The 20,068-nt window shown below is 70.9% G+C and carries 23 protein-coding genes; 11 read left to right on the forward strand and 12 right to left on the reverse strand.

Annotated features, from left to right (window positions below; translation table 11 throughout):
- Positions 1–30 precede the first annotated feature (30 nt).
- Entirely contained in the window at positions 31–741 is a 711-nt protein-coding gene (locus MKK70_RS19880) for a hypothetical protein (protein WP_243938414.1), read from the reverse strand.
- A gap of 47 nt (positions 742–788) precedes the next feature.
- Positions 789–1,880 (reverse strand): AI-2E family transporter, encoded by a 1,092-nt coding sequence (locus tag MKK70_RS19885; RefSeq protein ID WP_147726090.1) that lies wholly within the window; start codon positions 1,878–1,880, stop codon positions 789–791.
- Positions 1,881–2,062: 182 nt separating this feature from the next.
- On the opposite strand from MKK70_RS19885, the gene purM reads away from it, so the two are divergent.
- Both purM and purN read left to right on the forward strand, forming a co-directional pair.
- On the forward strand, positions 2,063–3,130 hold the full coding sequence (gene purM, locus MKK70_RS19890) for a phosphoribosylformylglycinamidine cyclo-ligase (protein ID WP_243949458.1): 1,068 nt from the start codon (positions 2,063–2,065) through the stop codon (positions 3,128–3,130).
- Positions 3,130–3,786 (forward strand): phosphoribosylglycinamide formyltransferase, encoded by a 657-nt coding sequence (purN, locus tag MKK70_RS19895; protein WP_147841662.1) that lies wholly within the window; start codon positions 3,130–3,132, stop codon positions 3,784–3,786. Before purM ends, purN begins: the two co-directional genes overlap by 1 nt.
- A 55-nt stretch (positions 3,787–3,841) precedes the next feature.
- Here the strand turns inward: purN and MKK70_RS19900 are convergent, their stop codons facing one another.
- The gene (locus MKK70_RS19900) at positions 3,842–4,204 is read right to left on the reverse strand and encodes a hypothetical protein (protein WP_147726087.1); all 363 of its coding nucleotides are present in this window, start codon (positions 4,202–4,204) and stop codon (positions 3,842–3,844) included.
- Positions 4,205–4,382: 178 nt separating this feature from the next.
- Positions 4,383–4,805, reverse strand: a complete 423-nt coding sequence (gene ndk, locus MKK70_RS19905) for a nucleoside-diphosphate kinase (protein WP_243949459.1) — start codon at positions 4,803–4,805, stop codon at positions 4,383–4,385.
- Positions 4,806–5,035: 230 nt separating this feature from the next.
- Here ndk and MKK70_RS19910 point away from each other — a divergent pair, with 230 nt between their 5' ends.
- A complete protein-coding gene (locus tag MKK70_RS19910; RefSeq protein ID WP_147841661.1) occupies positions 5,036–5,542 on the forward strand; it encodes a DUF2147 domain-containing protein in 507 nt (168 codons plus the stop codon).
- 64 nt (positions 5,543–5,606) lie between these two features.
- Here MKK70_RS19910 and MKK70_RS19915 read toward each other — a convergent pair whose 3' ends face one another.
- Positions 5,607–6,242 (reverse strand): glutathione S-transferase N-terminal domain-containing protein, encoded by a 636-nt coding sequence (locus MKK70_RS19915; protein ID WP_243949460.1) that lies wholly within the window; start codon positions 6,240–6,242, stop codon positions 5,607–5,609.
- Positions 6,243–6,486: 244 nt separating this feature from the next.
- On the opposite strand from MKK70_RS19915, the gene MKK70_RS19920 reads away from it, so the two are divergent.
- From MKK70_RS19920 to MKK70_RS19945, 6 genes are all read left to right on the forward strand, one after another.
- Positions 6,487–6,786 carry a hypothetical protein gene (locus MKK70_RS19920; RefSeq protein ID WP_243949461.1) on the forward strand — a complete coding sequence of 100 codons (300 nt, stop codon included), beginning with the start codon at positions 6,487–6,489 and terminating at the stop codon, positions 6,784–6,786.
- A 59-nt stretch (positions 6,787–6,845) separates the two neighbouring features.
- Positions 6,846–7,286 (forward strand): DUF4345 domain-containing protein, encoded by a 441-nt coding sequence (locus tag MKK70_RS19925; protein WP_243949462.1) that lies wholly within the window; start codon positions 6,846–6,848, stop codon positions 7,284–7,286.
- Positions 7,283–9,316 (forward strand): FUSC family protein, encoded by a 2,034-nt coding sequence (locus MKK70_RS19930; RefSeq protein ID WP_243949463.1) that lies wholly within the window; start codon positions 7,283–7,285, stop codon positions 9,314–9,316. Before MKK70_RS19925 ends, MKK70_RS19930 begins: the two co-directional genes overlap by 4 nt.
- 25 nt (positions 9,317–9,341) lie before the next feature.
- A complete protein-coding gene (locus MKK70_RS19935; protein ID WP_147729829.1) occupies positions 9,342–9,536 on the forward strand; it encodes a DUF1656 domain-containing protein in 195 nt (64 codons plus the stop codon).
- Entirely contained in the window at positions 9,536–10,594 is a 1,059-nt protein-coding gene (locus MKK70_RS19940; protein WP_243949464.1) for an HlyD family secretion protein, read from the forward strand. The genes MKK70_RS19935 and MKK70_RS19940 overlap by 1 nt, the downstream gene beginning before the upstream one ends.
- A gap of 104 nt (positions 10,595–10,698) precedes the next feature.
- Positions 10,699–11,196, forward strand: a complete 498-nt coding sequence (locus MKK70_RS19945) for a DUF3280 domain-containing protein (protein ID WP_243949465.1) — start codon at positions 10,699–10,701, stop codon at positions 11,194–11,196.
- Positions 11,197–11,643: 447 nt separating this feature from the next.
- On the opposite strand, the gene gatB is transcribed toward MKK70_RS19945, so the two are convergent.
- From gatB to gatC, 4 genes are all read right to left on the reverse strand, one after another.
- Positions 11,644–13,116: an Asp-tRNA(Asn)/Glu-tRNA(Gln) amidotransferase subunit GatB gene (gene gatB, locus MKK70_RS19950; protein WP_243949466.1), complete on the reverse strand. Its 1,473-nt coding sequence runs from the start codon at positions 13,114–13,116 to the stop codon at positions 11,644–11,646.
- A 64-nt stretch (positions 13,117–13,180) separates the two neighbouring features.
- Positions 13,181–13,483 carry a hypothetical protein gene (locus tag MKK70_RS19955; protein ID WP_147727685.1) on the reverse strand — a complete coding sequence of 101 codons (303 nt, stop codon included), beginning with the start codon at positions 13,481–13,483 and terminating at the stop codon, positions 13,181–13,183.
- Positions 13,480–14,970, reverse strand: coding sequence for an Asp-tRNA(Asn)/Glu-tRNA(Gln) amidotransferase subunit GatA (gene gatA, locus MKK70_RS19960; RefSeq protein WP_243949467.1), 1,491 nt, complete (start codon positions 14,968–14,970; stop codon positions 13,480–13,482). Before gatA ends, MKK70_RS19955 begins: the two co-directional genes overlap by 4 nt.
- Positions 14,971–15,067: 97 nt before the next feature.
- Complete coding sequence (gene gatC, locus MKK70_RS19965; RefSeq protein ID WP_243949468.1) at positions 15,068–15,355, reverse strand: Asp-tRNA(Asn)/Glu-tRNA(Gln) amidotransferase subunit GatC; 288 nt, start codon at positions 15,353–15,355, stop codon at positions 15,068–15,070.
- 443 nt (positions 15,356–15,798) lie between these two features.
- Between gatC and MKK70_RS19970 the strand changes: the two genes are divergently transcribed.
- Positions 15,799–16,380, forward strand: coding sequence for an SMI1/KNR4 family protein (locus tag MKK70_RS19970; RefSeq protein ID WP_243949480.1), 582 nt, complete (start codon positions 15,799–15,801; stop codon positions 16,378–16,380).
- A gap of 22 nt (positions 16,381–16,402) precedes the next feature.
- Positions 16,403–16,894 (forward strand): Holliday junction resolvase RuvX, encoded by a 492-nt coding sequence (gene ruvX, locus MKK70_RS19975; RefSeq protein ID WP_243939031.1) that lies wholly within the window; start codon positions 16,403–16,405, stop codon positions 16,892–16,894.
- 29 nt (positions 16,895–16,923) lie between these two features.
- On the opposite strand, the gene dprA is transcribed toward ruvX, so the two are convergent.
- The 3 genes from dprA to MKK70_RS19990 are packed head-to-tail and all read right to left on the reverse strand — an operon-like array spanning position 16,924 to position 20,063.
- Positions 16,924–18,102 carry a DNA-processing protein DprA gene (gene dprA, locus MKK70_RS19980; RefSeq protein ID WP_243949469.1) on the reverse strand — a complete coding sequence of 393 codons (1,179 nt, stop codon included), beginning with the start codon at positions 18,100–18,102 and terminating at the stop codon, positions 16,924–16,926.
- Between the two features lie 21 nt (positions 18,103–18,123).
- The gene (plsY, locus tag MKK70_RS19985) at positions 18,124–18,756 is read right to left on the reverse strand and encodes a glycerol-3-phosphate 1-O-acyltransferase PlsY (RefSeq protein WP_243949470.1); all 633 of its coding nucleotides are present in this window, start codon (positions 18,754–18,756) and stop codon (positions 18,124–18,126) included.
- Entirely contained in the window at positions 18,753–20,063 is a 1,311-nt protein-coding gene (locus tag MKK70_RS19990; protein ID WP_243949482.1) for a dihydroorotase, read from the reverse strand. Before MKK70_RS19990 ends, plsY begins: the two co-directional genes overlap by 4 nt.
- Between the last annotated feature and the right edge of the window lie 5 nt (positions 20,064–20,068).

Below are 20,068 nucleotides of genomic sequence, written 5' to 3' on the forward strand. Positions count from 1 at the left end.
CGACGGCCGGCGGCGTCCGACCGATCGCGATCAGTCGTCCTCGTCGTCGCCGCCATCCGCGATCCCGAGGCGTTCGAGGACCGCGAGCGCCAGCGGCCGCGTGATGCGGCGGCCGCGGCCGAGGGCGTCGCGGTCGAGCTCGGTCACCACCTCGCGGGCGCGCCCGAGGGAGCGGTCGATGCGCAGGGCGACGGCGTCGATCACCCGGAGATCGACCACGAGCTGCCGATCGACGAACAGCTTGACGATGACCGCGCGCAGCAGCGCGTCGTCTGGCTCGCGGATCGCGACGCCCGGCGCCAGCCTCAGGCGCGAGCGCAGGTCGGCCACCGTCAGGCCGATCTGGTCGATCGCCGCGCCGCTGGTCAGCAGCACCGGGCATTTTCGCTCGCGGGCGAGGTTGAGCAGGTGGAACAGGGCGGCCTCGTCGCGGCCCGGGCGGTCGATGTCCTCGATCACCAGGGCGCCGTTCGAGATGCAGTGGGTCACGGTCTCCGCCGTGACCTCGGCCGCCGGCACGGTCCAGGCATGGGCCCGCGTCGCCCAGATCGAGGCGAGATGGCTCTTGCCGCTGCCCGGCGGGCCGGTGAGCACGAGCACGGTGTCCGGCCAATCGGGCCAGGCCTCGATCGACGCGTAGGCGGCCTCGTTGGCCGTGCCGACCAGGAAATCCTCGCGGCCGTAGCGCGGATCGAGCGGCAGGTCGAAGGCCAGTTGCTTCGGGGGGGCGTTCTCGCGCATGCGGCGCCCAGGGTGACCGTGCCGGCCCGACAGTCAAGCGCCAAGGCTCAAGGCCGCGGCACCTCGATCAGCACCGGCTGCTCGGCGTGGTAGAGCCGGCTCTGCAGGTAGCGCGACAGGGCGAAGCGCACGACGACGCCGATTGAGGCCGCAACCGGCACTGCGAGCAGAAGCCCGAGGAAGCCGAACAGCGAGCCGAAGGCGAGCAGCGCGAACATCAGCCAGACCGGATGCAGGCCGACGGATTCGCCGACGAGCTTGGGCGCGATCACGTTGCCCTCGAGGAACTGCCCGACGAGGAACACGCCCACTGTCAGCCCGAGATGCAGCCAGTCCGAGCCCGGCCAGAACTGCACCAGCGCGACGCCGACCGAGAGCAGGAAGCCGGTGAGCGTGCCGACATAGGGGATGAAGGTGAGGAAGCCGGCGATCAGCCCGATCAGCACGCCGAAGTTCAGCCCGACGAGCCACAGGCCGACCGCGTAGAAGGTGCCGAGGATCAGGCAGACCAGCGTCTGGCCGCGGACGAAGCCGATGATCGCGCGATCGATCTGCGCGGCGAGCCGGCGCACCGTCGTGCGGTGGCGCGGCGGCACCCAGGTGTCGAGCGTCGCGATCATCCGGTCCCAGTCGACGAGGATGTAGAACGCGACCACCGGCGTCACCACCAGCAGCGAGATCACCGAGATCACGGCCTGCGAGCCGGACCAGATCGACTTGAGGAAGGCGAGCAGCCACGCGCCGCCCTGCGTCGCCAGGGTCCCGACCGAGGATTGCAGCTCGTTGACCACGTCGGCGCCGCCGAGCCGCTGCAGCACCGGGCCGGCCCGCTCGGCGATGATGCCCTGCAGCCGTCCGATCATGCCGGGCAGGCTGTTGATCAGCGCCGCCACCTGGTTGGCGGCGAGCGGCACCAGGATCAGCAGCGACACGATCAGGCCGGCGACGAACATCGCCAGGATCAGCAGGCTCGCCGTCAGCCGACCGAGGCCGAGGCGCTCGAGCCGGTCGGCCAGCGGATCGAGCAGGTAGGCGAGCGCGATGCCGGCCACGAAGGGCAGCATCACCTCCCGCAGCAGGTAGACCACGATGCCGAGGCCGACGAGCGCCGCCAGACCGATCACAGCCCTGCCGCGCATCGACGCCCTCCCCTGCGAACTCGCGTGGGGACAGTGGGAAGGCGGTTCCGAACGGTCAAGGCTGCCGCCGGTGCCCGCCATGCCGTGGAGCGGCCGCGGCGCGTCATTTTCTTGTGGCCCGACGGGTTCGGTCGGCGCGAATCTCGGCTAAAGCAGCCCCGGACCACAGGAACGGAACGCGGATGACGGCCGAGACCACGAACGGGCTGACCTACGCGCATGCGGGCGTCGACATCGATGCCGGCAACGCGATGGTCGAGACCATCAAGCCGCTGGTGCGCGCCACGCGCCGGCCCGGGGCCGACGCGGAGATCGGCGGGTTCGGCGGCCTGTTCGACCTCAAGGCCGCGGGCTTCAAGGACGCGATCCTGGTGGCCGCCAACGACGGCGTCGGCACCAAGGTGAAGATCGCGATCGAGACCGGTCGGCACGACACGATCGGCATCGACCTCGTGGCGATGTGCGTCAACGACATCATCGTCCAGGGCGCCGAGCCGCTGTTCTTCCTCGACTACTACGCCACCGGCAAGCTCGTGCCGGGCGTCGGCGCCGACATCGTCCGCGGCATCGCCGAGGGCTGCCGCCAGGCCGGCTGCGCCCTGATCGGCGGCGAGACCGCCGAGATGCCAGGCCTCTACGACGGCGCAGACTACGACCTCGCCGGGTTCTCGGTCGGCGCGGCCGAGCGCGGCACCCTGCTGCCGAAGCCCGGCATCCGCGCCGGAGACGCGGTGCTCGGCCTGCCCTCCTCCGGCGTGCACTCGAACGGCTTCTCGCTGGTCCGCCGCATCGTCGCGCGCACCGGCCTGGCCTGGGACGCGGCCGCGCCGTTCGCCCCCGGGAGGACGCTGGGCGAGGCGTTGCTGGAGCCGACGCGGATCTACGTGAAGCCGCTGCTCGCGGTGTTGAAGGCGACCGACGGGATCAAGGCGCTCGCCCACATCACCGGCGGCGGCTTCCCGGACAACCTGCCCCGTGTCCTGCCCGACGACGTCGGCATCACGATCGACCTCGACGCGGTCCGCCCGCCGCCGGTCTTCGGCTGGCTCGCGCGGGAGGGCGGCGTCGCCGAAGCCGAGATGCTGCGCACCTTCAACTGCGGCATCGGCATGGTGCTGGTGGTCGCCGAGGAGCGCGCCGAGGCGGTGATTCGGGCCCTCGCCGAGGCCGGCGAGGCACCGGTGCGGCTCGGGGCGATCACCGCCCGCGGCCCGGAGCCCGTCGCGTTCACCGGCCGCCTCGCGCTTTAATGGCGGCGAAGCCCAGAACGCGCGTCGCCATCCTGATCTCGGGCCGCGGCTCGAACATGGTCTCGCTGATCGAGGCGGCGAAGGCGCCGGATTACCCGGCCGAGATCGTGCTGGTGCTCTCGAACCGGCCGGAGGCCGGCGGCCTCGCCCATGCGCGTTCCGTCGGCATCCCAGCGCACGCGATCGACCACACCACGTTCTCCGACCGCGCGACCTTCGACGCCGCGCTTGACGCCGAGCTGCGCGCGGCCGGCGTCGAGCTGGTGTGCCTCGCCGGCTTCATGCGGATCTTCTCGGCGGGCTTCGCCGAGGCCTGGGCCGGGCGGATGATCAACATCCACCCGTCCCTGCTGCCGCTGTTCAAGGGCACGCACACCCACGCGCAGGCGCTCGCCGCCGGCGTCCGCCTCCACGGCTGCACGGTGCATTACGTGGTGCCGGAACTCGATGCCGGCCCGATCGTGGCGCAGGCGGCGGTCCCGGTGCGTTCGGGCGACGATCCCGACAGCCTCGCGGCGCGGGTGATCGTGCAGGAGCACAGGCTCTACCCGGCAGCGCTCGCGCTGGTGGCTGGGGGGCGTGCCCGGTTGGAGGGCGAGCGCGTCGTGATCGACGACGATCGCGGCGCGGCCGACGCGGCCCTGCTGAGCCTGTAGCGTTCCGCGCCTTCCCTCCCCCGCAGAAGGGAGAGGGAAAGCCTCGTACTTGTTTCTAGACCGGCCGCTGCAGCTTGCACGAATCCAGTGCGTTCAGCGCCTTGGCGCGGGCGGAATCGTTGAAGTAGCCGGTGGCGCGGTAGGCCTCGATCTCGGACTCGTCGAGCGAGCGCATGGTCTGCTTCGCGTAGCAGCCGCAGGGGCGCTCCAGCGAGGCTTCCGGCGCGTTGGTGATGCGGGCCTGGACCACGGCGCAGGCGTGGCGCACGCGGCCTTCGAGGTTGGCCTTCGGCACCGTGCGCAGCGCCGGGTCGGGCTGGTACTGATCGAACGGCGCGGAGGACCCGCTGGCGAGGGCGGCGGTCGCGGCGAGCGAGAGCAGGCCGGCGGCGATCAGGGACAGGCGGCGGGTCGTCATGGCAGGTCCATTGGCGAGATCTGGAAATCCGACGCCGTTGGACTCTCTGGCCGCCTGCTTCGTCAATGACGGTGCGGCCACACCGCCCTCCATTCCGGGCGATGTGGCGTTCTACCGAGCCGAAGGCGTCCCCGGTGTGTTCCGGCGACCACCCTCGGGCACGAGGTTCCCGCGTTCCTCAGCCGACGATGTCGGAATCCTGGAAGAACTGCGCGATTTCCATCTTGGCGTTGTCGGCACTGTCCGAGCCGTGGACGGTGTTCTCGCCGACCGATTCCGAGAAGGTCTTGCGGATGGTGCCCTCGGCGGCCTGGGCCGGGTTCGTCGCGCCCATCACCTCACGGTACTTCGCGACGGCGTTCTCGCCCTCGAGCACCTGAACCACCACCGGGCCCGAGGTCATGAAGGTCACGAGCTCGCTGAAGAACGGGCGCTCCTTGTGGATCTCGTAGAACTTCTCGGCCTGGGCCTGGCTCATCTGGATGCGGCGCTGGCCGACGATCCGCAGGCCCGCCTTCTCGATGACCGCGTTGACGGCGCCGGTGAGGTTCCGCTTGGTCGCGTCGGGCTTGAGGATGGAGAAGGTGCGCTCGGTGGCCATGGTCAGTCCGCTTCGGAGGAAAATAAAAAACGCCAGCAAGCGCGTCGCGAAAAACGCTTTGGCGCCGGGCTTATAGCGAGGGCGCCGGACACCCTCAACCCGAGCCTGCACGATGCTTGGCCATGGCAACGCTGCAACACTGCCGAAAAATCGCCCGAATGCGGGGGCTGAGTGATCTCACGAACTCCACCCGCCCCGCGCCGTCAGGCGCCAGCTTCGGAGCTACCTGCATGCGTCTCGCCCTCGCCGCCACCCTCCTCCTCGCCGGCATCGCCTCGGCGCACGCCCAGTCGAGCAAGGATCCCTCCGGCACCTGGCTGACCGAGGACGGCCGCGCGAAGATCCGCATCGACCGCTGCGGCGCCGGCCAGGCTCAGGTCTGCGGCAAGGTGGTGTGGCTCAAGGTCGCCACCACGGAAGCCGGCGCGCCGCGCACGGACATCAAGAACCCCGATCCGAAGAAGCGCTCGCGCCCCGTGCTCGGCCTGCCGCTGATCGAGGGCCTGCAGCCGGACGAGGCGAAGTTCTCCGGCAGCATCTACAACATCGAGGAAGGCAAGATCTATCAGGTCAGCCTCGAGCGCGAGAACGCCTCGGAGCTGTCGGTCTCGGGCTGCCTGCTCAAGGTGCTGTGCGGCTCGCAGACCTGGACCAAGGTGCCGGACGTGAACCAGCAGGCCGCGAATGTCGGCGCCGAGCCGGCGCCGCAGAAGCCGGCCAAGCCCGCCGCCAAGTAGGCGGGACTGCTCCCCTGCGGACGCCGTCGATGGCGGCGTCCGATCAGCATGCCGGCGCACCCGATCAGATCGCGGAGAGGCCTCTCTGCACGGCGGGCCGTGCCAGGACCCGGTCGAGCCACGCCTTCACGTTCGGCAGCGCGCCGAGGTCGACGCCCTGCTTGCCGGTGAACTTCGCCCACGGCACCGTCGCCATGTCGGCGATGGAGTAGTCCCCGGCGAGGTACTCGCGATCCGCCAGCCGCCTGTCGAGCACGCCGTAGAGCCGGTTGGTCTCGGCGGTGAACCGCTCGATCGCGTAGGGGATCTTCTCCTTCGCGTAGATCTTGAAATGGTGGGTTTGGCCGAGCATCGGCCCGAAGCCGGCGCATTGCCAGAACAGCCACTCGTCGACCGCGACGCGCGCCCGCTCGTCGGCCGGATAGAAGCGGCCGGTCTTGCGCCCGAGGTATTGCAGGATCGCGCCGGATTCGAAGATCGAGACCGGCTCGCCGCCCGGCCCGTCGTGATCGACGATCGCCGGGATCTTGTTGTTCGGCGAGATTTCGAGGAACGCGGGCGCCATCTGCTCGCCCTTGGCGATGTCGACCGGGACGACCCGATACGGCAGGCCGCACTCCTCCAGCATGATCGGGATCTTCCAGCCGTTCGGCGTGCTCCAAGTGTGGAGATCGATCAGTTTGCCGGTCACGGCCGCCATCGCTTGCCTTCGCTCTCCAACGGATCGGCCGGCCGTCACGACGGGCCCCGTCTGCCGACGGTAGCTACCTCGGAACTCGGCGCGTACTCAAGGGCGGCCGATCACCGCTCACGTTTTCGAGAGATCACCGGGTCACCTGTTGCCGCTCGGTCGTTCGGCCTTGTCCTCGGCCAAGCTTGGCGATGTGGTGGGGCGAGGTAGCGCACGTCGCGATTCGACGTGCCGCCCCGGAGGGTCCGCCGTCATGTTCGCCCGTTTCCTCGCGATCGCCGCCTTCGCCGTTCCGCTGGCCCTCGCCCAGCCGGTCCTGGCCAAGGATCCGCCCCCGGCCAAGCCGACCGAGACGCCGATGGCCGCGCCGGCCGCGCCAGCGGCCAAGCCCGACGCCGCCCCGAGCGCGGGGCAGATGGCGGCGCGCCAGCGCCAGAAGACCTGCGGCGCGCAGTGGCGGGCGCTGGCCGACGCCGAGAAGGTGTCGCAGGGCCCGAGGTGGCCGCAATACTGGAGCAAGTGCAACAAGCGCCTGAAGGGCGAGAAGGCCTGACGGATCGTCCTGCGTTCCGGCGGGTTGTGCGTTCTGGTACCCAAGCGTAACCGAACGCGATGATGACGGAACGACAGGCGCTGCAGCGCACGGTGGCGGTGGTGGCGATCGTTCCGATCGCGGCCGGATTGTATGGCGTGGTCTTCGGCATGAACGGCCTGGAGGCCGGCCTGCCCGACATCTCGGCCGACAGCCATTTCCGCTACCTGTCCGGCCTGCTCACCGGCATCGGCATCCTGTTCCTGACCTGCGTCGCCGGGATCGAGGAGAAAGGCCGGCTCTTCCGGTTCCTCACCCTCGTCGTCGTGCTCGGCGGGCTCGCGCGCCTGCTCGGCCTGTGGCTCACCGGCGTCCCGTCACTGACGATGCTCGCGGCGCTCGGCATGGAGCTCGGCGTCACGCCGCTGCTCTGCCTGTGGCAGGCGCGGATCGCCGGGCGGGCGCGGGACGCCGCCGCGATCGTGGAGACAGGGGCCGCCCCCGGCACGCCGGCGCGATGAGCGAGGCCGCCACCGAAACCACGCCCTGGCTCGGCCGGATGGTCGACCGGCTCGACGCGATCGTGCCGAAGCCGTCCACCTGGGCCTTCGCCCTGCGGATCTGGCTGGCGATGATGTTGGCGCTCTACGCCGCGTTCTGGTTGCAGCTCGACAGCGCGTCGTCGGCCGCCACCGGCGTGGCGATCCTGGCGCAGCCGAAGCGCGGGCAGGCGATCTCGAAGGCCGCCTACCGCTTCCTCGGCACCGTGATCGGCGGCATCGTCGCGATCGTGTTCATGGCGCTGTTCGCGCAGGACCGGGTGACGCTGCTGGTCGCGTTCGCGGTTTGGATCGGGGTCTGCGTCTTCATCGCCCAGTACCTGCAGGACACCCGCGCCTACGGCGCGATGCTGTCCGGCTACACCGTGGCGATCATCGCGCTCGCGCATATCGATGCGCCGCAGACGACGTTCGACGCGGCGGTCGGGCGCCTGGCCGCGATCACGGTCGCGATCGTCACCATCACCTTCATCAACGACGCCCTCGCCTCCCCGAGCACGTGGCGAACGTTGCTGCCGACGCTGGCCTCGGCCTATGCGGGCACCAGGACCTTCGCCCGCGAGGCGTTCACGTCGGGCGATCCCGGGCCGCTGCGGACCGCCGCGCTGATCCGGACGATCGCGCCGATGCGGGCGGATGCCAGCGCCATCGCCGGCGAGCTCGACGACGGCCCCTACCGGGCGGCCGGCGCCCGCAGCGCCATCGCGGCGCTCTACGTGATGACGGCGGCGAGCCGTGCCGCGGCGAACGCGGCCGCGTCCCTGCGCCATCCGAGCTCGGCGGTCGAGGAGGCGATCGGGCTGTGCCGCGAGGTCGCGTCCGGCGGGGTCGGCGAACCGGATGCCGGCCGCCTCGACCGGATCGATGCACGCCTGCGCGACCTTGTCGATGCGGCGGTCCGCGATGGGCGCCGGCCGCTGGACGAACTGGTGGCGCTCCAGCGCTGCCTCGACTTCGTCAACGCCGCGACTTTCGCCGACGACGGCCTGCGCGCCCTCGCCGACGGCCACGTGCCGCTGCGCGACGTCAAGCTTCCGACCCACCGCGACTTCCCCGTGGCCCTGCGCGCCGCGTTGCGGGTGGCGATCGGCTTCGGGCTCACAGCCGCCTTCATGGTCCTCTCGGGCCTGCCGCAGACCTCGTTCGCGCTGGTCCAGGTCGCCTCGACCTGCGCGCTGTCCTCGACCGCGCCCGATCCGAAGAAGTTCGCCGTCGGCGTCCTCATCGGCATGCCGCTGGCCTCGCTGTTCGCCGGCATCGTGCTGTTCGGCTTCCTCAACGGGAACCAGGGTTTCCCGCTGCTCGCGATCGCGATGATCGTGCCGGTGTTCGTCGCCTGCTTCCTGTCGCTGAACCCGTCCACCTTCGGCATCGGCTTCATCGCGCTGGTGTTCACGCCCGTGCTGATCGCGCCCGAGAACCCACAGAGCTACGACCCGCAGACCTTCCTGATGAACGCGGTGCTGGTGATGGCCTCCGCGGTCATCCTGTTCCTCGCCGTCCGGCTGGTGCTGCCGATCTCGGCCTCGCAGCATCGCGCCTTTGCCCTCGATTCCGCCAAGCGCGCCCTGGCGGAAGCGCTGGCGGGCGAAGGCGGCGACGCGACCACGCGGACCAGCCTGAACGCCGACCGCTTGTTCCAGTTCGCCGGATACACCTCCGGCAGCCGCGCCGTGCGGCACATGGCGATGGTGCACGCCTTCGCCCTGTCTCAGCTCGAATCCGCGGCGGCGCGTGCGCACGCTCAGATGCGGCTGCTGACCGGCACCGAGGCGATGCGTGCCCCCGTCGCGGAGGGCCGCGAGGCCTTGGCGCGCGGCGATGCCTGGCGCCTGCAGGACGCGGCCCGCGACCTCCTCCGCGCCGCGGCCGATAACGAGCGCGGCACGCGCATGACGGTCGCGCGCGCGGCGACCGACCTGGTGGCCGCCGCACGCGTTATCGAGCGTCATCGGCGCTTCCTCGTGCGCCTCGACATGCCCGGTTTTTGAAACGAAGGGGTCCCGGAAGGCGACGATGCGTCACGAACTGCAAATCGGCGGGATCCTAGTCTCGCCCTTCGTCGCCTATGCGCTGGGCGCCTTCGCGATCCTGATCGCGCTACGCTTCGTCTTCGCGCGCATCCGCTTCAGCCGCTACGTCGCCAACCCGCCGCTCGCCGAGGCCGGGATCTACGTCTGCGTGCTCGCCCTCCTGATCGTGTTGCTGTGATGGCCGACGAGGACGACCCCAAGGCCTCGACGGCCGATCGCGCGGACGCGACGCGCGCCGACCCGCCGGCGCTCGCCGACGACCGCCCGGCCCGTGCCCGGCGCGGGCGCATCGGAAAGGTCCTTCGGCTCGCCGCGACCGGGGTGATCCTGCTGCTCGCCTTCCTCGCCGCGGCGGTGGTCTGGTCGTACTACGTCACCGCGCCGTGGACGCGCGACGGGCGGGTGCGGGTCCAGGTCGCCAGCATCGCGCCGCAGGTGTCGGGGCAGATCGTCGAGCTTCGCGTCGGCGACAACCAGACCGTGAAGCGCGGCGACGTTCTCTACGTGATCGATCCGTTCGACTTCGAGGTGAACGTCGCCTCGGCCGAGGCCGAGGTGAAGAACCGCGAGGCCGACCTTTCCGTCAAGAACGCCCAGTCGGCGCGGCGGCAGGCGCTGACCACGGTCTCGACCTCCGTCGAGGAGAAGCAGCAATACGCGGGCACCGCCAAGATCGCCGAGGCGGCCTTGGAGACCGCCAAGGCACAGCTGTCGCAGGCCAAGACCAACCTCGCGCGCACCCAGGTGAAGTCCACCGTCAATGGCCGGGTGACCAACTTGCTGCTGCGCACCGGCGACTACGCCTCGACGGGCACCTCGAACATCTCGGTGATCGACACGGACTCGTTCTGGGTCGACGGGTATTTCGAGGAGACCAAGATGGAGAACATCCATGTCGGCGACCCGGCCGAGATGGCGCTGATGGGCTATTCCGGGCACCTGCGCGGCACGGTCGAGAGCATCACGCAGGGCATCTCCACCGCGAATGCGGCACCGAGCACGCAGGGCCTCCCCAACGTCGATCCGGTCTACACCTGGGTGCGGCTGGCGCAGCGGGTGCCGGTGCGGATACGCATCGGCCACGTGCCGCCGGGCGTTCCCCTGGTCGCCGGCATGACCGCGACGGTCGTCGTCGGCGAGGGCGGCACGCCGCCGCCGGCCTGGTTCATGGATCTGCGCCGGCGCATCACCGGCGAGCCGGCGCCGACCCGGGAGGCGGAGGCCGAGAAGCGCTGAGGCCGGCGCCGTCCGAGCCCGCCGGGCCGTGTTGCAGAGAACCGCGGCCTGCCGCGTTGTCCCTGTACCGGCGCGCCCGGATGCGCGGGCTCGCGAGGAACGCCATGACACGCCGCCTCCTGCACGTCCTCATCGCCGCCGCCGTGCTGGCGCTGGCCGCGACCGGCGCCCGGGCCGCGCCTGCCAAGGCGGCGGTGTTCGACGTCCAGTTCGCGAACCTGTCGCCCGTCGCCCCCGACGCGGCCGAGACGGGGCGCCTGAAGCGCATCAGCACCGTGTTTCGCGACCTTCTGCAGAACAAGGGCCTGTTCACGGTGGTCTCGGCCGAGCCGGTCCGCGAGGAGGTCGCCAGGAGCGCGGACCTGCGTCCCTGCAACGGCTGCGCCGTCACCGTCGCGAAAAGGCTCGAGGCCGACACCGCGATCACCGGCGAGGTCCAGAAGGTCTCGAACCTGATCCTCGACCTCGATGTCTACGTGAAGCCGGTCGCCGACGACGCGCCGAAGCAGGCCTGCAGCGTCGACCTGCGCGGCAACACCGACGAATCGTTCGATCGCGCCGTGCCCCACATGGTCGAGAACAACATGAGCGACGGGCCGTAGGACCGGTCGATCCTAAGGATCTCGCAGAGCTTGCGACGCCGACCCGATCGATGTCGCGACGCATCAAGAGGTCGCCCATCATCGTCCAGGCGATCTTTTGCGGTGCGATCGACTATTCGCACATGCGAAGACTGGAAAGAGCAGCCGAAATGCACGCTTGACGTCGTGGTCTGTCGGGATCAGTCTATCTCCGTGCTTCGCCGATGGCGAAGCCGAGGCCGACCGGTGGGGTGAGCCTTCCGCCGGAGCAGGCAGGAGGAGACGAGCATGACTCCACCGCAGCGCGACGCCGCCACGACGACTTCGTGACCTGTTCGGCCCGAGGTCCAGCGGCATCAGACGGACGACGGACGGAAGCGGCCTCAGGGGCGCAGAAGCGGCCGGCACGGCTCGCCTTCGAATGCGCGAAATGCCCCGGCTCGGCCGCTTCCGCCCGGTTCTCAGATTCTACTCGATCCCGAGCTTGCTCTTGAGCAGGGCGTTGACCGCCGCCGGGTTCGCCTTGCCGCCGGTGGCCTTCATGGTCTGGCCGACGAACCAGCCGAGCAGCGTCGGCTTCTCCTTCGCCTGCTGAACCTTGTCGGGGTTCTTGGCGATGATGTCGTCGACCGCCGCCTCGATCGCGCCGGTATCGGTGACCTGCTTCATGCCGCGGGCCTCCACGACCGCGCGCGGGTCTCCGCCTTCCGTCCAGACGATCTCGAACAGGTCCTTGGCGATCTTGCCCGAGATGACGCCCTCGCCGATCAGGTCGATGATCCGGCCGAGCTGGTCGGCGGAGACCGGCGTCGCGTCGATGCCGAGGCCTTCCTTGTTGAGGCGGCCGAACAGCTCGTTGATCACCCAGTTCGCGGCCGCCTTGCCGTCGCGCCGGCGCGCAACCGCCTCGTAGTAGTCGGCCGACGCCCGCTCGGCTACGAGCACGTTGGCGTCGTAGGCGCTGAGCCCGAAATCGGCGACGAAGCGCGCCTTCTTGGCGTCCGGCAGCTCGGGCAGGCCCTCGGCGAGGGCGTCGACGTAAGCCTGGTCGAACTCGAGCGGCAGCAGGTCCGGATCGGGGAAGTAGCGGTAGTCGTGCGCCTCTTCCTTGGAGCGCATCGAGCGGGTCTCACTCTTGGCCGGATCGTACAGGCGGGTCTCCTGGGAGATCGTGCCGCCATCCTCGATGATCGCGATCTGGCGCCGCGCCTCCGACTCGATCGCCTGGCCGATGAAGCGGATCGAGTTGACGTTCTTGATCTCGCAGCGGGTGCCGAGCGGCTGGCCGGGACGGCGCACCGAGACGTTCACGTCGGCGCGCAAGCTGCCCTTCTCCATGTCGCCGTCGCAGGTGCCGAGGTAGCGCAGGATGGTGCGCAGCTTGGTCACGTAGGCGCGGGCCTCCTCGGAGGAGCGCAGGTCCGGCCGCGAGACGATCTCCATCAGCGCGACGCCGGAGCGGTTGAGGTCGACGAAGCTCTGGGTCGGGTTCTGGTCGTGCAGCGACTTTCCGGCATCCTGCTCGAGGTGCAGCCGCTCGATCCCGACGGTGATCGACTCGCCGTCGAGCAGGTCGACGACGACCTCGCCCTCGCCGACGATCGGGTCCTTGTACTGCGAGATCTGGTAGCCCTGCGGCAGGTCCGGGTAAAAGTAGTTCTTCCGGTCGAACACCGAGCGGTGGTTGATCCGCGCCTTCAGGCCGAGGCCGGTGCGCACCGCCTGGGCCACGCATTCCTCATTGATTACCGGCAGCATGCCGGGCATCGCCGCATCGACCAGCGAGACGTGGTCGTTCGGCTCGGCCCCGAACTCGGTGGAGGCGCCGGAGAACAGCTTCGAGCGGCTGGTGACCTGGGCGTGGATCTCCATGCCGATCACCACCTCCCAGTCGTGCTCGGCGCCCTTGATGAGCTTCTTGGGGTTCACGGGAGCCGTCATGCTCGGACTTTCATGCAACGGGGCGCCGGGGCGCCGCGGAGTGTCGTGGCGGTGTGCGGACTGGTCAAGGCGCGTGCGGCCGCAGGATCCGCCGGGCGGTGAAGCCGAGGATCGACCACAGGATGGCCGCGCCCACCCGCACCGGGAAGAAGGTCGGCCCGTCGTGGCTGACCGGCGCCGGCCACGGGATGCCGATCGCGGTGACCGCCCAGGAGAACAGCACCGCGGCGACGAATCCGGCGATGACCGCGACGAACAGCTTGCCGAACTGATCGGCCGACCAGCCGAGATAGAGGCAGACCGCGATCAGGACCGGATCGAACCCGGCCCAAATCCAGACCGTCCAGGGATAGTAGGGGACCGTCACCACCAGGCCTTCGGCAGGACCGTGCGTCCGGCGGCGCGCTCGATCACCTCGGCGGTGGCGAACAGGGTCTCCTCGTCGAAGGGGCGGCCGATGAGCTGGAGCCCGAGCGGCAGGCCCTGGCCGTCGAGGCCGGCCGGCACCGCGATGCCGGGAAGACCGGCCATGTTCACCGTCACGGTGAAGACGTCGTTGAGGTACATCTCGACCGGGTCGGCCGAGGCCTTCTCGCCGATGCCGAAGGCGGCAGACGGCGTCGCCGGCGTCAGGATCGCGTCGACACCGGCCGCGTAGGCCTCCTCGAAGTCGCGCTTGATCAGCGTGCGGATCTTCTGGGCGCGGACGTAGTAGGCGTCGTAGTAGCCGGCCGAGAGCACGTAGGTGCCGATCATGATCCGGCGCTTGACCTCGCGGCCGAACCCCGCCGCGCGGGTGTTCTCGTACATCGCGGCGATGTCCTTGCCGGGCACCCGCAGGCCGTAGCGCACGCCGTCGTAGCGGGCGAGGTTCGAGGAGGCCTCGGCCGGCGCGACGATGTAGTAGGCCGGCAGCGCCAGCTTGGTGTGGGGCAGCGAGATCTCGCGGATCGTCGCGCCGGCATCCTTCAGCCAGGCGGCGCCGTCGTCCCAGAGCTTCTGGATCTCGGCGGGCATGCCCTCGACCCGATACTCCTTCGGGATGCCGATGGTCAGGCCCTTCACCCCGCGCGAGACCGCGGCCTCGAAATCCGGCACCGGGAGGTCGACGCAGGTGGTGTCGCGCGCGTCGGGGCCGGCCATCGAGCCGAGCAGGATCGCGCAGTCGCGCACCGTGCGGGCGATCGGGCCGGCCTGGTCGAGGGAGGAGGCGAAGGCCACCGTGCCCCAGCGCGAGACGCGGCCGTAGGTCGGCTTGATGCCGACGGTGCCGGTGAAGGCGGCCGGCTGCCGGATCGAGCCGCCGGTGTCGGTCGCGGTGGCGCCGAGGCAGAGATGCGCGGCGACCGCCGCCGCCGAGCCGCCCGACGAGCCGCCCGGGACGATCTTGGCGTCGGAGAGGACGCCGTTTTCCTGCCGGCGCCACGGCGAGATCACGTCGCCGTAGGCGCTGGTCTCGTTCGATGAGCCCATCGCGAACTCGTCGAGGTTGAGCTTGCCCAGCATCACCGCGCCGTCGCGCCAGAGGTTGGCCGAGACGGCGGATTCGTAGTGCGGCTCGAAGGTCTCGAGGATCCTGGAGCCCGCGGTCGTGACGACGCCCTCGGTGCAGAACAGGTCCTTGATGCCGAGCGGCAGCCCTTCGAGCGGGCCGGCGTCGCCCTTGGCGATCTTCGCGTCGGAGGCGTCCGCCATCGTCAGGGCGCGGTCGGGCGTCTCCAGCAGGTAGGCGTTGAGGACCCGCGCCTTCTCCAGCGCCGCGATGTGCGCCTGCGCGATCTCGCGGGCGGAGAAGGTCTTGGCCTTCAGGCCGTCGCGCGCCTCGGCGAGGCTGAGTTCGTTGAGGTCTGTCACGCTGTTCGTCCTCGGCCGTTCGGCCGCGATGCGGGTCGGGGGCGTTCCGTCGGGCGGGGCCGGCGGGCGCGGCAGGCGTCCTTCGCGGAAGGGCCGCCTACTCGACGACTTTCGGGACCAGGAAATAGTGGTCCTCCGTCTCGGGCGCGTTGGCGACGACGTCGACCGCGCGGCCGCCATCGGTGACCACGTCCTTGCGCTTCTTCATCGCCATCGGCGTCACCGAGGTCATCGCCTCGACGCCGGTCACGTCGACCGCGCCGAGCTGCTCGACGAAGGCGAGGATGGCGTTCAGCTCGCCCTGCAGCAGCGCGACCTCGTCTTCGGCGACCGCGATGCGGGCCAGATGCGCGATGCGCCGGACTGTCTTCTCGTCGACCGACATGCTGCCTGTTCGTCTCGGCTGTTCGTCCCGAAGGACCCGGCGCGCCGCGGCGGAGATGCGCCGCGTCGGCCCGGTCCCTCGACGGTCCGGGCGCTATAGCACCGGGCTTCGCGACGCCGCAACGCGCCGGGGCGTCAGGTGACGACGTGGTTCGGCGTCACCGTCGTCTCGACCACGATGCCGGCCGGGCGGATCGGGAAGCACGCGGCGAGGGTGAAGCCGAGCACCAGGACCTCGAAGGCGACGAGGAGCATCACCTTGTGCCGCCGCGGCAGCGGGCGGCGAGGAGGGGACGCGTGGGGGACGAAAGAACCGATGGCGCGCACGATTGCCTCCGCTGCGGGCTTAACGAAACCTTAACCATCGTTATGAGGGAAGCGCTGCGTTGTCGGCCACGGCAAACTCGCGACGCGGTTAACGGCTGTGGATGGAGCGTGAGCGCGATGTGGAACACGGTGTTCGAGCGGCTTCATCCGGGCGCACGCTCGAGCGACGCCGAGATCGCGCGGGCGGAGGCCGAGCTCGGCTTCGCGCTGCCCGAATCGTATCGCAGCTTCTGCCGCGACTGCGGCGCCGGCCTCGCCAACGGCCATTTCCGGATCGCCACGCCCCTGCCCTACCCGGCGGCCGACCTGGTGACGCGGGCGGAGATCATCGCCGACAGCATCAACGCGGCGATCGAGGCGCTCTCGGCCGCCGACGCGCCGCACCGGTTCGCGATCGAGGACGGCGACCTGTCGCGGCTCGCACGCGCCTGCTTCTTCGGCGAGGGCGAGGACGGCAGCTTCCTGTTCTGGGACGTCGCCGGCGCGGGCGAGTACTCGATCTGGGTGATGGCCGCGGATCTCGAAACCGTCCGCTTCGGCGGCGACAGCCTCGACGCGTTCTTCCGGCGCACGCAGGGCCTGACGATCCTCGACGTGCTCGGCGACGGCACCCCGCCGCTGGCCTCGACCTTCGAGGGCATCGAGGCGGCGGTGCTGGCGCGGGCCGGCGAGGCGAGCCCGCCCGGCGAGCCGGCATAGGGCGCGAGCGGAACGGGATACGATGGACACGGACACCTTACGCGCCTTCGCCGAGGCCTCGCGCGGCGGGCCCCGGCTGATCGGCATCGATCTCGGCACCAAGACGATCGGGCTCGCCCTGTCGGATCTCGGCCGCCAGATCGCGTCGCCTCTGGAGACGATCAAGCGGGTGAAGTTCACGCCCGACGTCGCGCGGCTGCGCTTCCTCTGCGAGCAGCACGCGGTCGGCGGGCTGGTGATCGGGCTGCCGCTCAACATGGACGGCAGCGAGGGCGTGCGGGTGCAATCGACGCGCTCGTTCGTGCGCAACCTCAAGCCGCTCCTCGACCTGCCGGTCCTGTTCTACGACGAGCGCCTTTCGACCGCCGTCGTCACGCGTGCGCTGATCGCGGCCGACACCTCGCGGGCCAAGCGCGGCGCGCTCGTCGACAAGCTCGCCGCCGCCTACATCCTGCAGGGCTGCCTCGACCGGATGCGGGGGCTGGTCGAGTCCGAGGACGACGACCCGTTCTGAGCGCTTGCGCGCGTCTCGCCGGCCGCGGCTCAGCCGATCAGCGACACCATCCCGCTGCCGTGCCGCTCGATCCGCCCGTCGAGCTCGAGCTCGAGCAGCGTGGTCTGGACGCGGCGCACGGAGAGCCCGGTGGCACGCGCAAGCTCGTCCGTGCCGACCGGCGTCGGGCTGAGCGCGGCGACGAGCGTCTCCCGGTCGCCCACCGGCTCTGCCGGTTCCGGCGCCTCGAACGGCGCAGCCGGCATCGGCGCGGCGCCGTCATCGAGGTCGATCTCGTCCCAGAAGTCCGGCTGGTCGGCGAGGTCCGGTCGCGGGAGCGCCGGCACCCGGTCGGGGTCGTCGCCGCGCTCGATCAGCGGTGCGATGGCGGCGAGGACGTGCTCGACCTCGGCGACGAGCGTCGCCCCCTGTCGGATCAGGTCGTTGGTGCCCTCCGCCCGCGGGTCGAGCGGAGAGCCCGGCACCGCGAAGACCTCGCGACCCTGCTCGAGGGCGAAGCGCGCGGTGATCAGCGAGCCCGAACGGCGTGCCGCCTCGACCACCACGGTGCCGTAGGCCAGCCCCGAAATGATGCGGTTGCGCCTCGGGAAGTCGCGCCCGCGCGGCACCCAGCCCATCGGCATCTCGGCGATCACCGCCCCGCCCGCCTCCAGGATCGCCTCAACGAGGCCGGCATGGTTGGCCGGATAGATCTTGTCGTGGCCGCCCGCGAGCACCGCGACGGTGCCGGTCGCGGCGGACGCCTTGTGCGCGCGGGCGTCGATCCCGCGGGCCAGGCCGGAGACGACGACGAGCCTTGCTTCGCCGAGACCGCGCGCCAGCCGCTCGGTGAAGGCGAGCCCGGCGGCCGAGGCGTTGCGCGAGCCGACGATCGCCACCGCCGGCCTTGAAAGCGCGTCCGCAGATCCGCGCACCGCGACGAGGGGCGGCGCAAAATCGGCCGCCTGAAGGATCTTCGGGTAGCCCGCCTCGCCCATCGCGACGATGCGGGCACCGAGGCGGCACGCTGCCGCGATTTCCGCCTCGGCCTCGGCCCGCGCCGGCGGCACGACGCGCCGTCCCCGGCGCGCGGTCAGGTCCGGCAGGGCCGCGAGGGCGCCGGCCGCGCCGCCGAAGCGGTTGATCAGGCTGCGGAACGTGCGCGGCCCGACCCCTTCGGTTCGGATCAGGCGGAGCCAGTCGAGCCTTTGTGCGTCGGTGAGCTGCACGGGCCTTCCCCCGAAGGGGTCTCAGCCCTTCTGACCGATCCGTCCCTCGGTGCCGTCGACCAGCCGGCGGATGTTGGGCGCGTGCTTCCACCATAGCAGCAGGCCGAGGACGAGGAAGAGGCCCGCGCGCGCCGGATCGTTCAAGGCCCACAGAATGATAGGGGTCGCGGCCGAGGCTGCGAGCGCCGCGAGCGACGAGTAGCGCAGGGCGAAGGCGAGGCCGAGCCAGATCGCCGCGAAGGCGAGCAGCGCCGGCGGGCTCAGGGCGAGCAGCACCCCGAGGAAGGTCGCGACGCCCTTGCCGCCCCTGAACCCGAGCCAGACCGGGAAGAGATGCCCGAGGAAGGCGCCGAGCCCGGCCGCGAGCGCCGGCCACGCGCCGGTCCCTTCGCCGCTCCCTTGGCCGAACCGCTGCGCGATCAGCACCGCCGCGGTGCCTTTCAGGGCGTCGCCGAGCAGCGTCGCGGCGGCGAGCCCCTTGCGGCCGGTGCGCAGCACGTTGGTCGCGCCGATGTTGCCCGACCCGATCGCCCGCACGTCGCCGAGGCCGGCAAGCCGCGTGAAGACAAGCCCGAACGGGATCGAGCCAAGGGCGTAGCCGAGCGCCAGGCAGCCGAGGACGACCGGCCAGGCGATGTCCGACAGCGCGCTCATGCGGCCGCCGCGAGGTCGGCCGAGCGGTGGACGATCCGGCCGCCGACGAGCGTCAGCACCGCGGCGCCCTGCATCCGCGCCTCGTCGAACGGCGAGTTCTTCGAGCGCGACTTCAGGGTCCGCTTGTCGAGCACGTAGGGCACGTCCGGATCGATCAGCACGAGGTCGGCCGGGGCGCCGACCGCGAGCCGACCGGATTCGCGCCCGAGGATGCGCCCCGGATTCGCCGACAGCGCCGCGAGCAGGCGCGCGAGCGTGACGTCGCCGGCGCGCACGAGGCGGAGCGCGGCGCCGAGCAGGGTCTCGATCCCGAGCGCGCCGTCGGCGGCCTCGGCGAAGGGCAGGCGCTTGGTCTCGACGTCCTGCGGGTTGTGATCGGAGACGACGACGTCGATCACGCCCTCGTTCAGCGCCGCCGCCAGCGCCTGCCGGTCGGCCTCGCCGCGCAAGGGCGGCGAAAGCTTGCAGAAGGTGCGGTAGTGCCCGATGTCGCCCTCGTTCAGGACGAGGTTGTTGATCGAGGCGCCGCAGGTCACCGGCAATCCGTCGTGCTTGGCCCGGCGCACGATCTCCACCGAGTCGGCGCAGGAGATCATCGCCGCGTGGTAGCGCGCGCCGGTGAGGCGGACGAGGCGGAGGTCGCGCTCCAGCATCATCGTCTCGGCCTCGCGCGGGATGCCCATCAGCCCGAGCCGCGAGGCCAGCTCGCCCTCGTTCATCACGCCCTCGCCGACGAGGTCGGGCTCCTCGACGTGCTGCATCAGCAGCGCGCCGAAGTCGCGAGCGTAGGTCATCGCCCGCCGCATCACCTGCGCGTGCGTGACGGCGCGGAGCCCGTCGGTGAAGGCGACGGCGCCGGCTTCCTGGAGCAGGCCGAACTCGGTCATCTCGTGGCCGGCAAGCCCCTTGGTGATCGCCGCCGCCGGCAGGACGTTGACGCAGGCCGTGTCGCGGGCGCGGCGCAGCACGAAGTCGACGATCGCCGGCCCGTCGATCACCGGATTGGTGTCCGGCATGCAGACCAGCGTCGTGACCCCGCCGGCCGCCGCCGCGGCGCTGGCGCTCGCCAGGGTCTCGCGGTGCTCGGCGCCGGGCTCGCCGACGAAGGCGCGCATGTCGATCAGGCCCGGCGCCAGCACGTGGCCGGCGCAGTCGATCGTCCGCGCGCCCTCCGGCAGGCCGGGCGCCGCGCCCCAGGCGATGTCGGCGATGCGGCCGTCGCGGATCAGGACATGGCCCGGCCCTTCGCGGCCGTCGGCCGGGTCGAGGAGGGTGGCGTTGGTGAGGATCTGAGCTTGTTCGATCATGGCCA

The sequence above is a fragment of the Methylobacterium sp. E-041 genome (genome assembly GCF_022829665.1).
Lineage (GTDB): Bacteria > Pseudomonadota > Alphaproteobacteria > Rhizobiales > Beijerinckiaceae > Methylobacterium.

What these genes read in the sequence shown, in the direction of transcription:
- MKK70_RS19990 (WP_243949482.1), bottom strand. Translation starts at nt 20,063, where the DNA reads ATGATCGAACAAGCTCAGATCCTCACCAACGCCACCCTCCTCGACCCG.
- purN (WP_147841662.1), top strand. Translation starts at nt 3,130, where the DNA reads ATGGCGGCGAAGCCCAGAACGCGCGTCGCCATCCTGATCTCGGGCCGC.
- MKK70_RS19940 (WP_243949464.1), top strand. Translation starts at nt 9,536, where the DNA reads ATGGCCGACGAGGACGACCCCAAGGCCTCGACGGCCGATCGCGCGGAC.
- MKK70_RS19910 (WP_147841661.1), top strand. Translation starts at nt 5,036, where the DNA reads ATGCGTCTCGCCCTCGCCGCCACCCTCCTCCTCGCCGGCATCGCCTCG.
- gatB (WP_243949466.1), bottom strand. Translation starts at nt 13,116, where the DNA reads ATGACGGCTCCCGTGAACCCCAAGAAGCTCATCAAGGGCGCCGAGCAC.
- MKK70_RS19925 (WP_243949462.1), top strand. Translation starts at nt 6,846, where the DNA reads ATGATGACGGAACGACAGGCGCTGCAGCGCACGGTGGCGGTGGTGGCG.
- MKK70_RS19945 (WP_243949465.1), top strand. Translation starts at nt 10,699, where the DNA reads ATGACACGCCGCCTCCTGCACGTCCTCATCGCCGCCGCCGTGCTGGCG.
- MKK70_RS19930 (WP_243949463.1), top strand. Translation starts at nt 7,283, where the DNA reads ATGAGCGAGGCCGCCACCGAAACCACGCCCTGGCTCGGCCGGATGGTC.
- gatC (WP_243949468.1), bottom strand. Translation starts at nt 15,355, where the DNA reads ATGTCGGTCGACGAGAAGACAGTCCGGCGCATCGCGCATCTGGCCCGC.
- plsY (WP_243949470.1), bottom strand. Translation starts at nt 18,756, where the DNA reads ATGAGCGCGCTGTCGGACATCGCCTGGCCGGTCGTCCTCGGCTGCCTG.
- MKK70_RS19900 (WP_147726087.1), bottom strand. Translation starts at nt 4,204, where the DNA reads ATGACGACCCGCCGCCTGTCCCTGATCGCCGCCGGCCTGCTCTCGCTC.
- MKK70_RS19880 (WP_243938414.1), bottom strand. Translation starts at nt 741, where the DNA reads ATGCGCGAGAACGCCCCCCCGAAGCAACTGGCCTTCGACCTGCCGCTC.
- purM (WP_243949458.1), top strand. Translation starts at nt 2,063, where the DNA reads ATGACGGCCGAGACCACGAACGGGCTGACCTACGCGCATGCGGGCGTC.
- MKK70_RS19970 (WP_243949480.1), top strand. Translation starts at nt 15,799, where the DNA reads ATGTGGAACACGGTGTTCGAGCGGCTTCATCCGGGCGCACGCTCGAGC.
- MKK70_RS19915 (WP_243949460.1), bottom strand. Translation starts at nt 6,242, where the DNA reads ATGGCGGCCGTGACCGGCAAACTGATCGATCTCCACACTTGGAGCACG.
- ruvX (WP_243939031.1), top strand. Translation starts at nt 16,403, where the DNA reads ATGGACACGGACACCTTACGCGCCTTCGCCGAGGCCTCGCGCGGCGGG.
- MKK70_RS19885 (WP_147726090.1), bottom strand. Translation starts at nt 1,880, where the DNA reads ATGCGCGGCAGGGCTGTGATCGGTCTGGCGGCGCTCGTCGGCCTCGGC.
- MKK70_RS19920 (WP_243949461.1), top strand. Translation starts at nt 6,487, where the DNA reads ATGTTCGCCCGTTTCCTCGCGATCGCCGCCTTCGCCGTTCCGCTGGCC.
- MKK70_RS19935 (WP_147729829.1), top strand. Translation starts at nt 9,342, where the DNA reads ATGCGTCACGAACTGCAAATCGGCGGGATCCTAGTCTCGCCCTTCGTC.
- ndk (WP_243949459.1), bottom strand. Translation starts at nt 4,805, where the DNA reads ATGGCCACCGAGCGCACCTTCTCCATCCTCAAGCCCGACGCGACCAAG.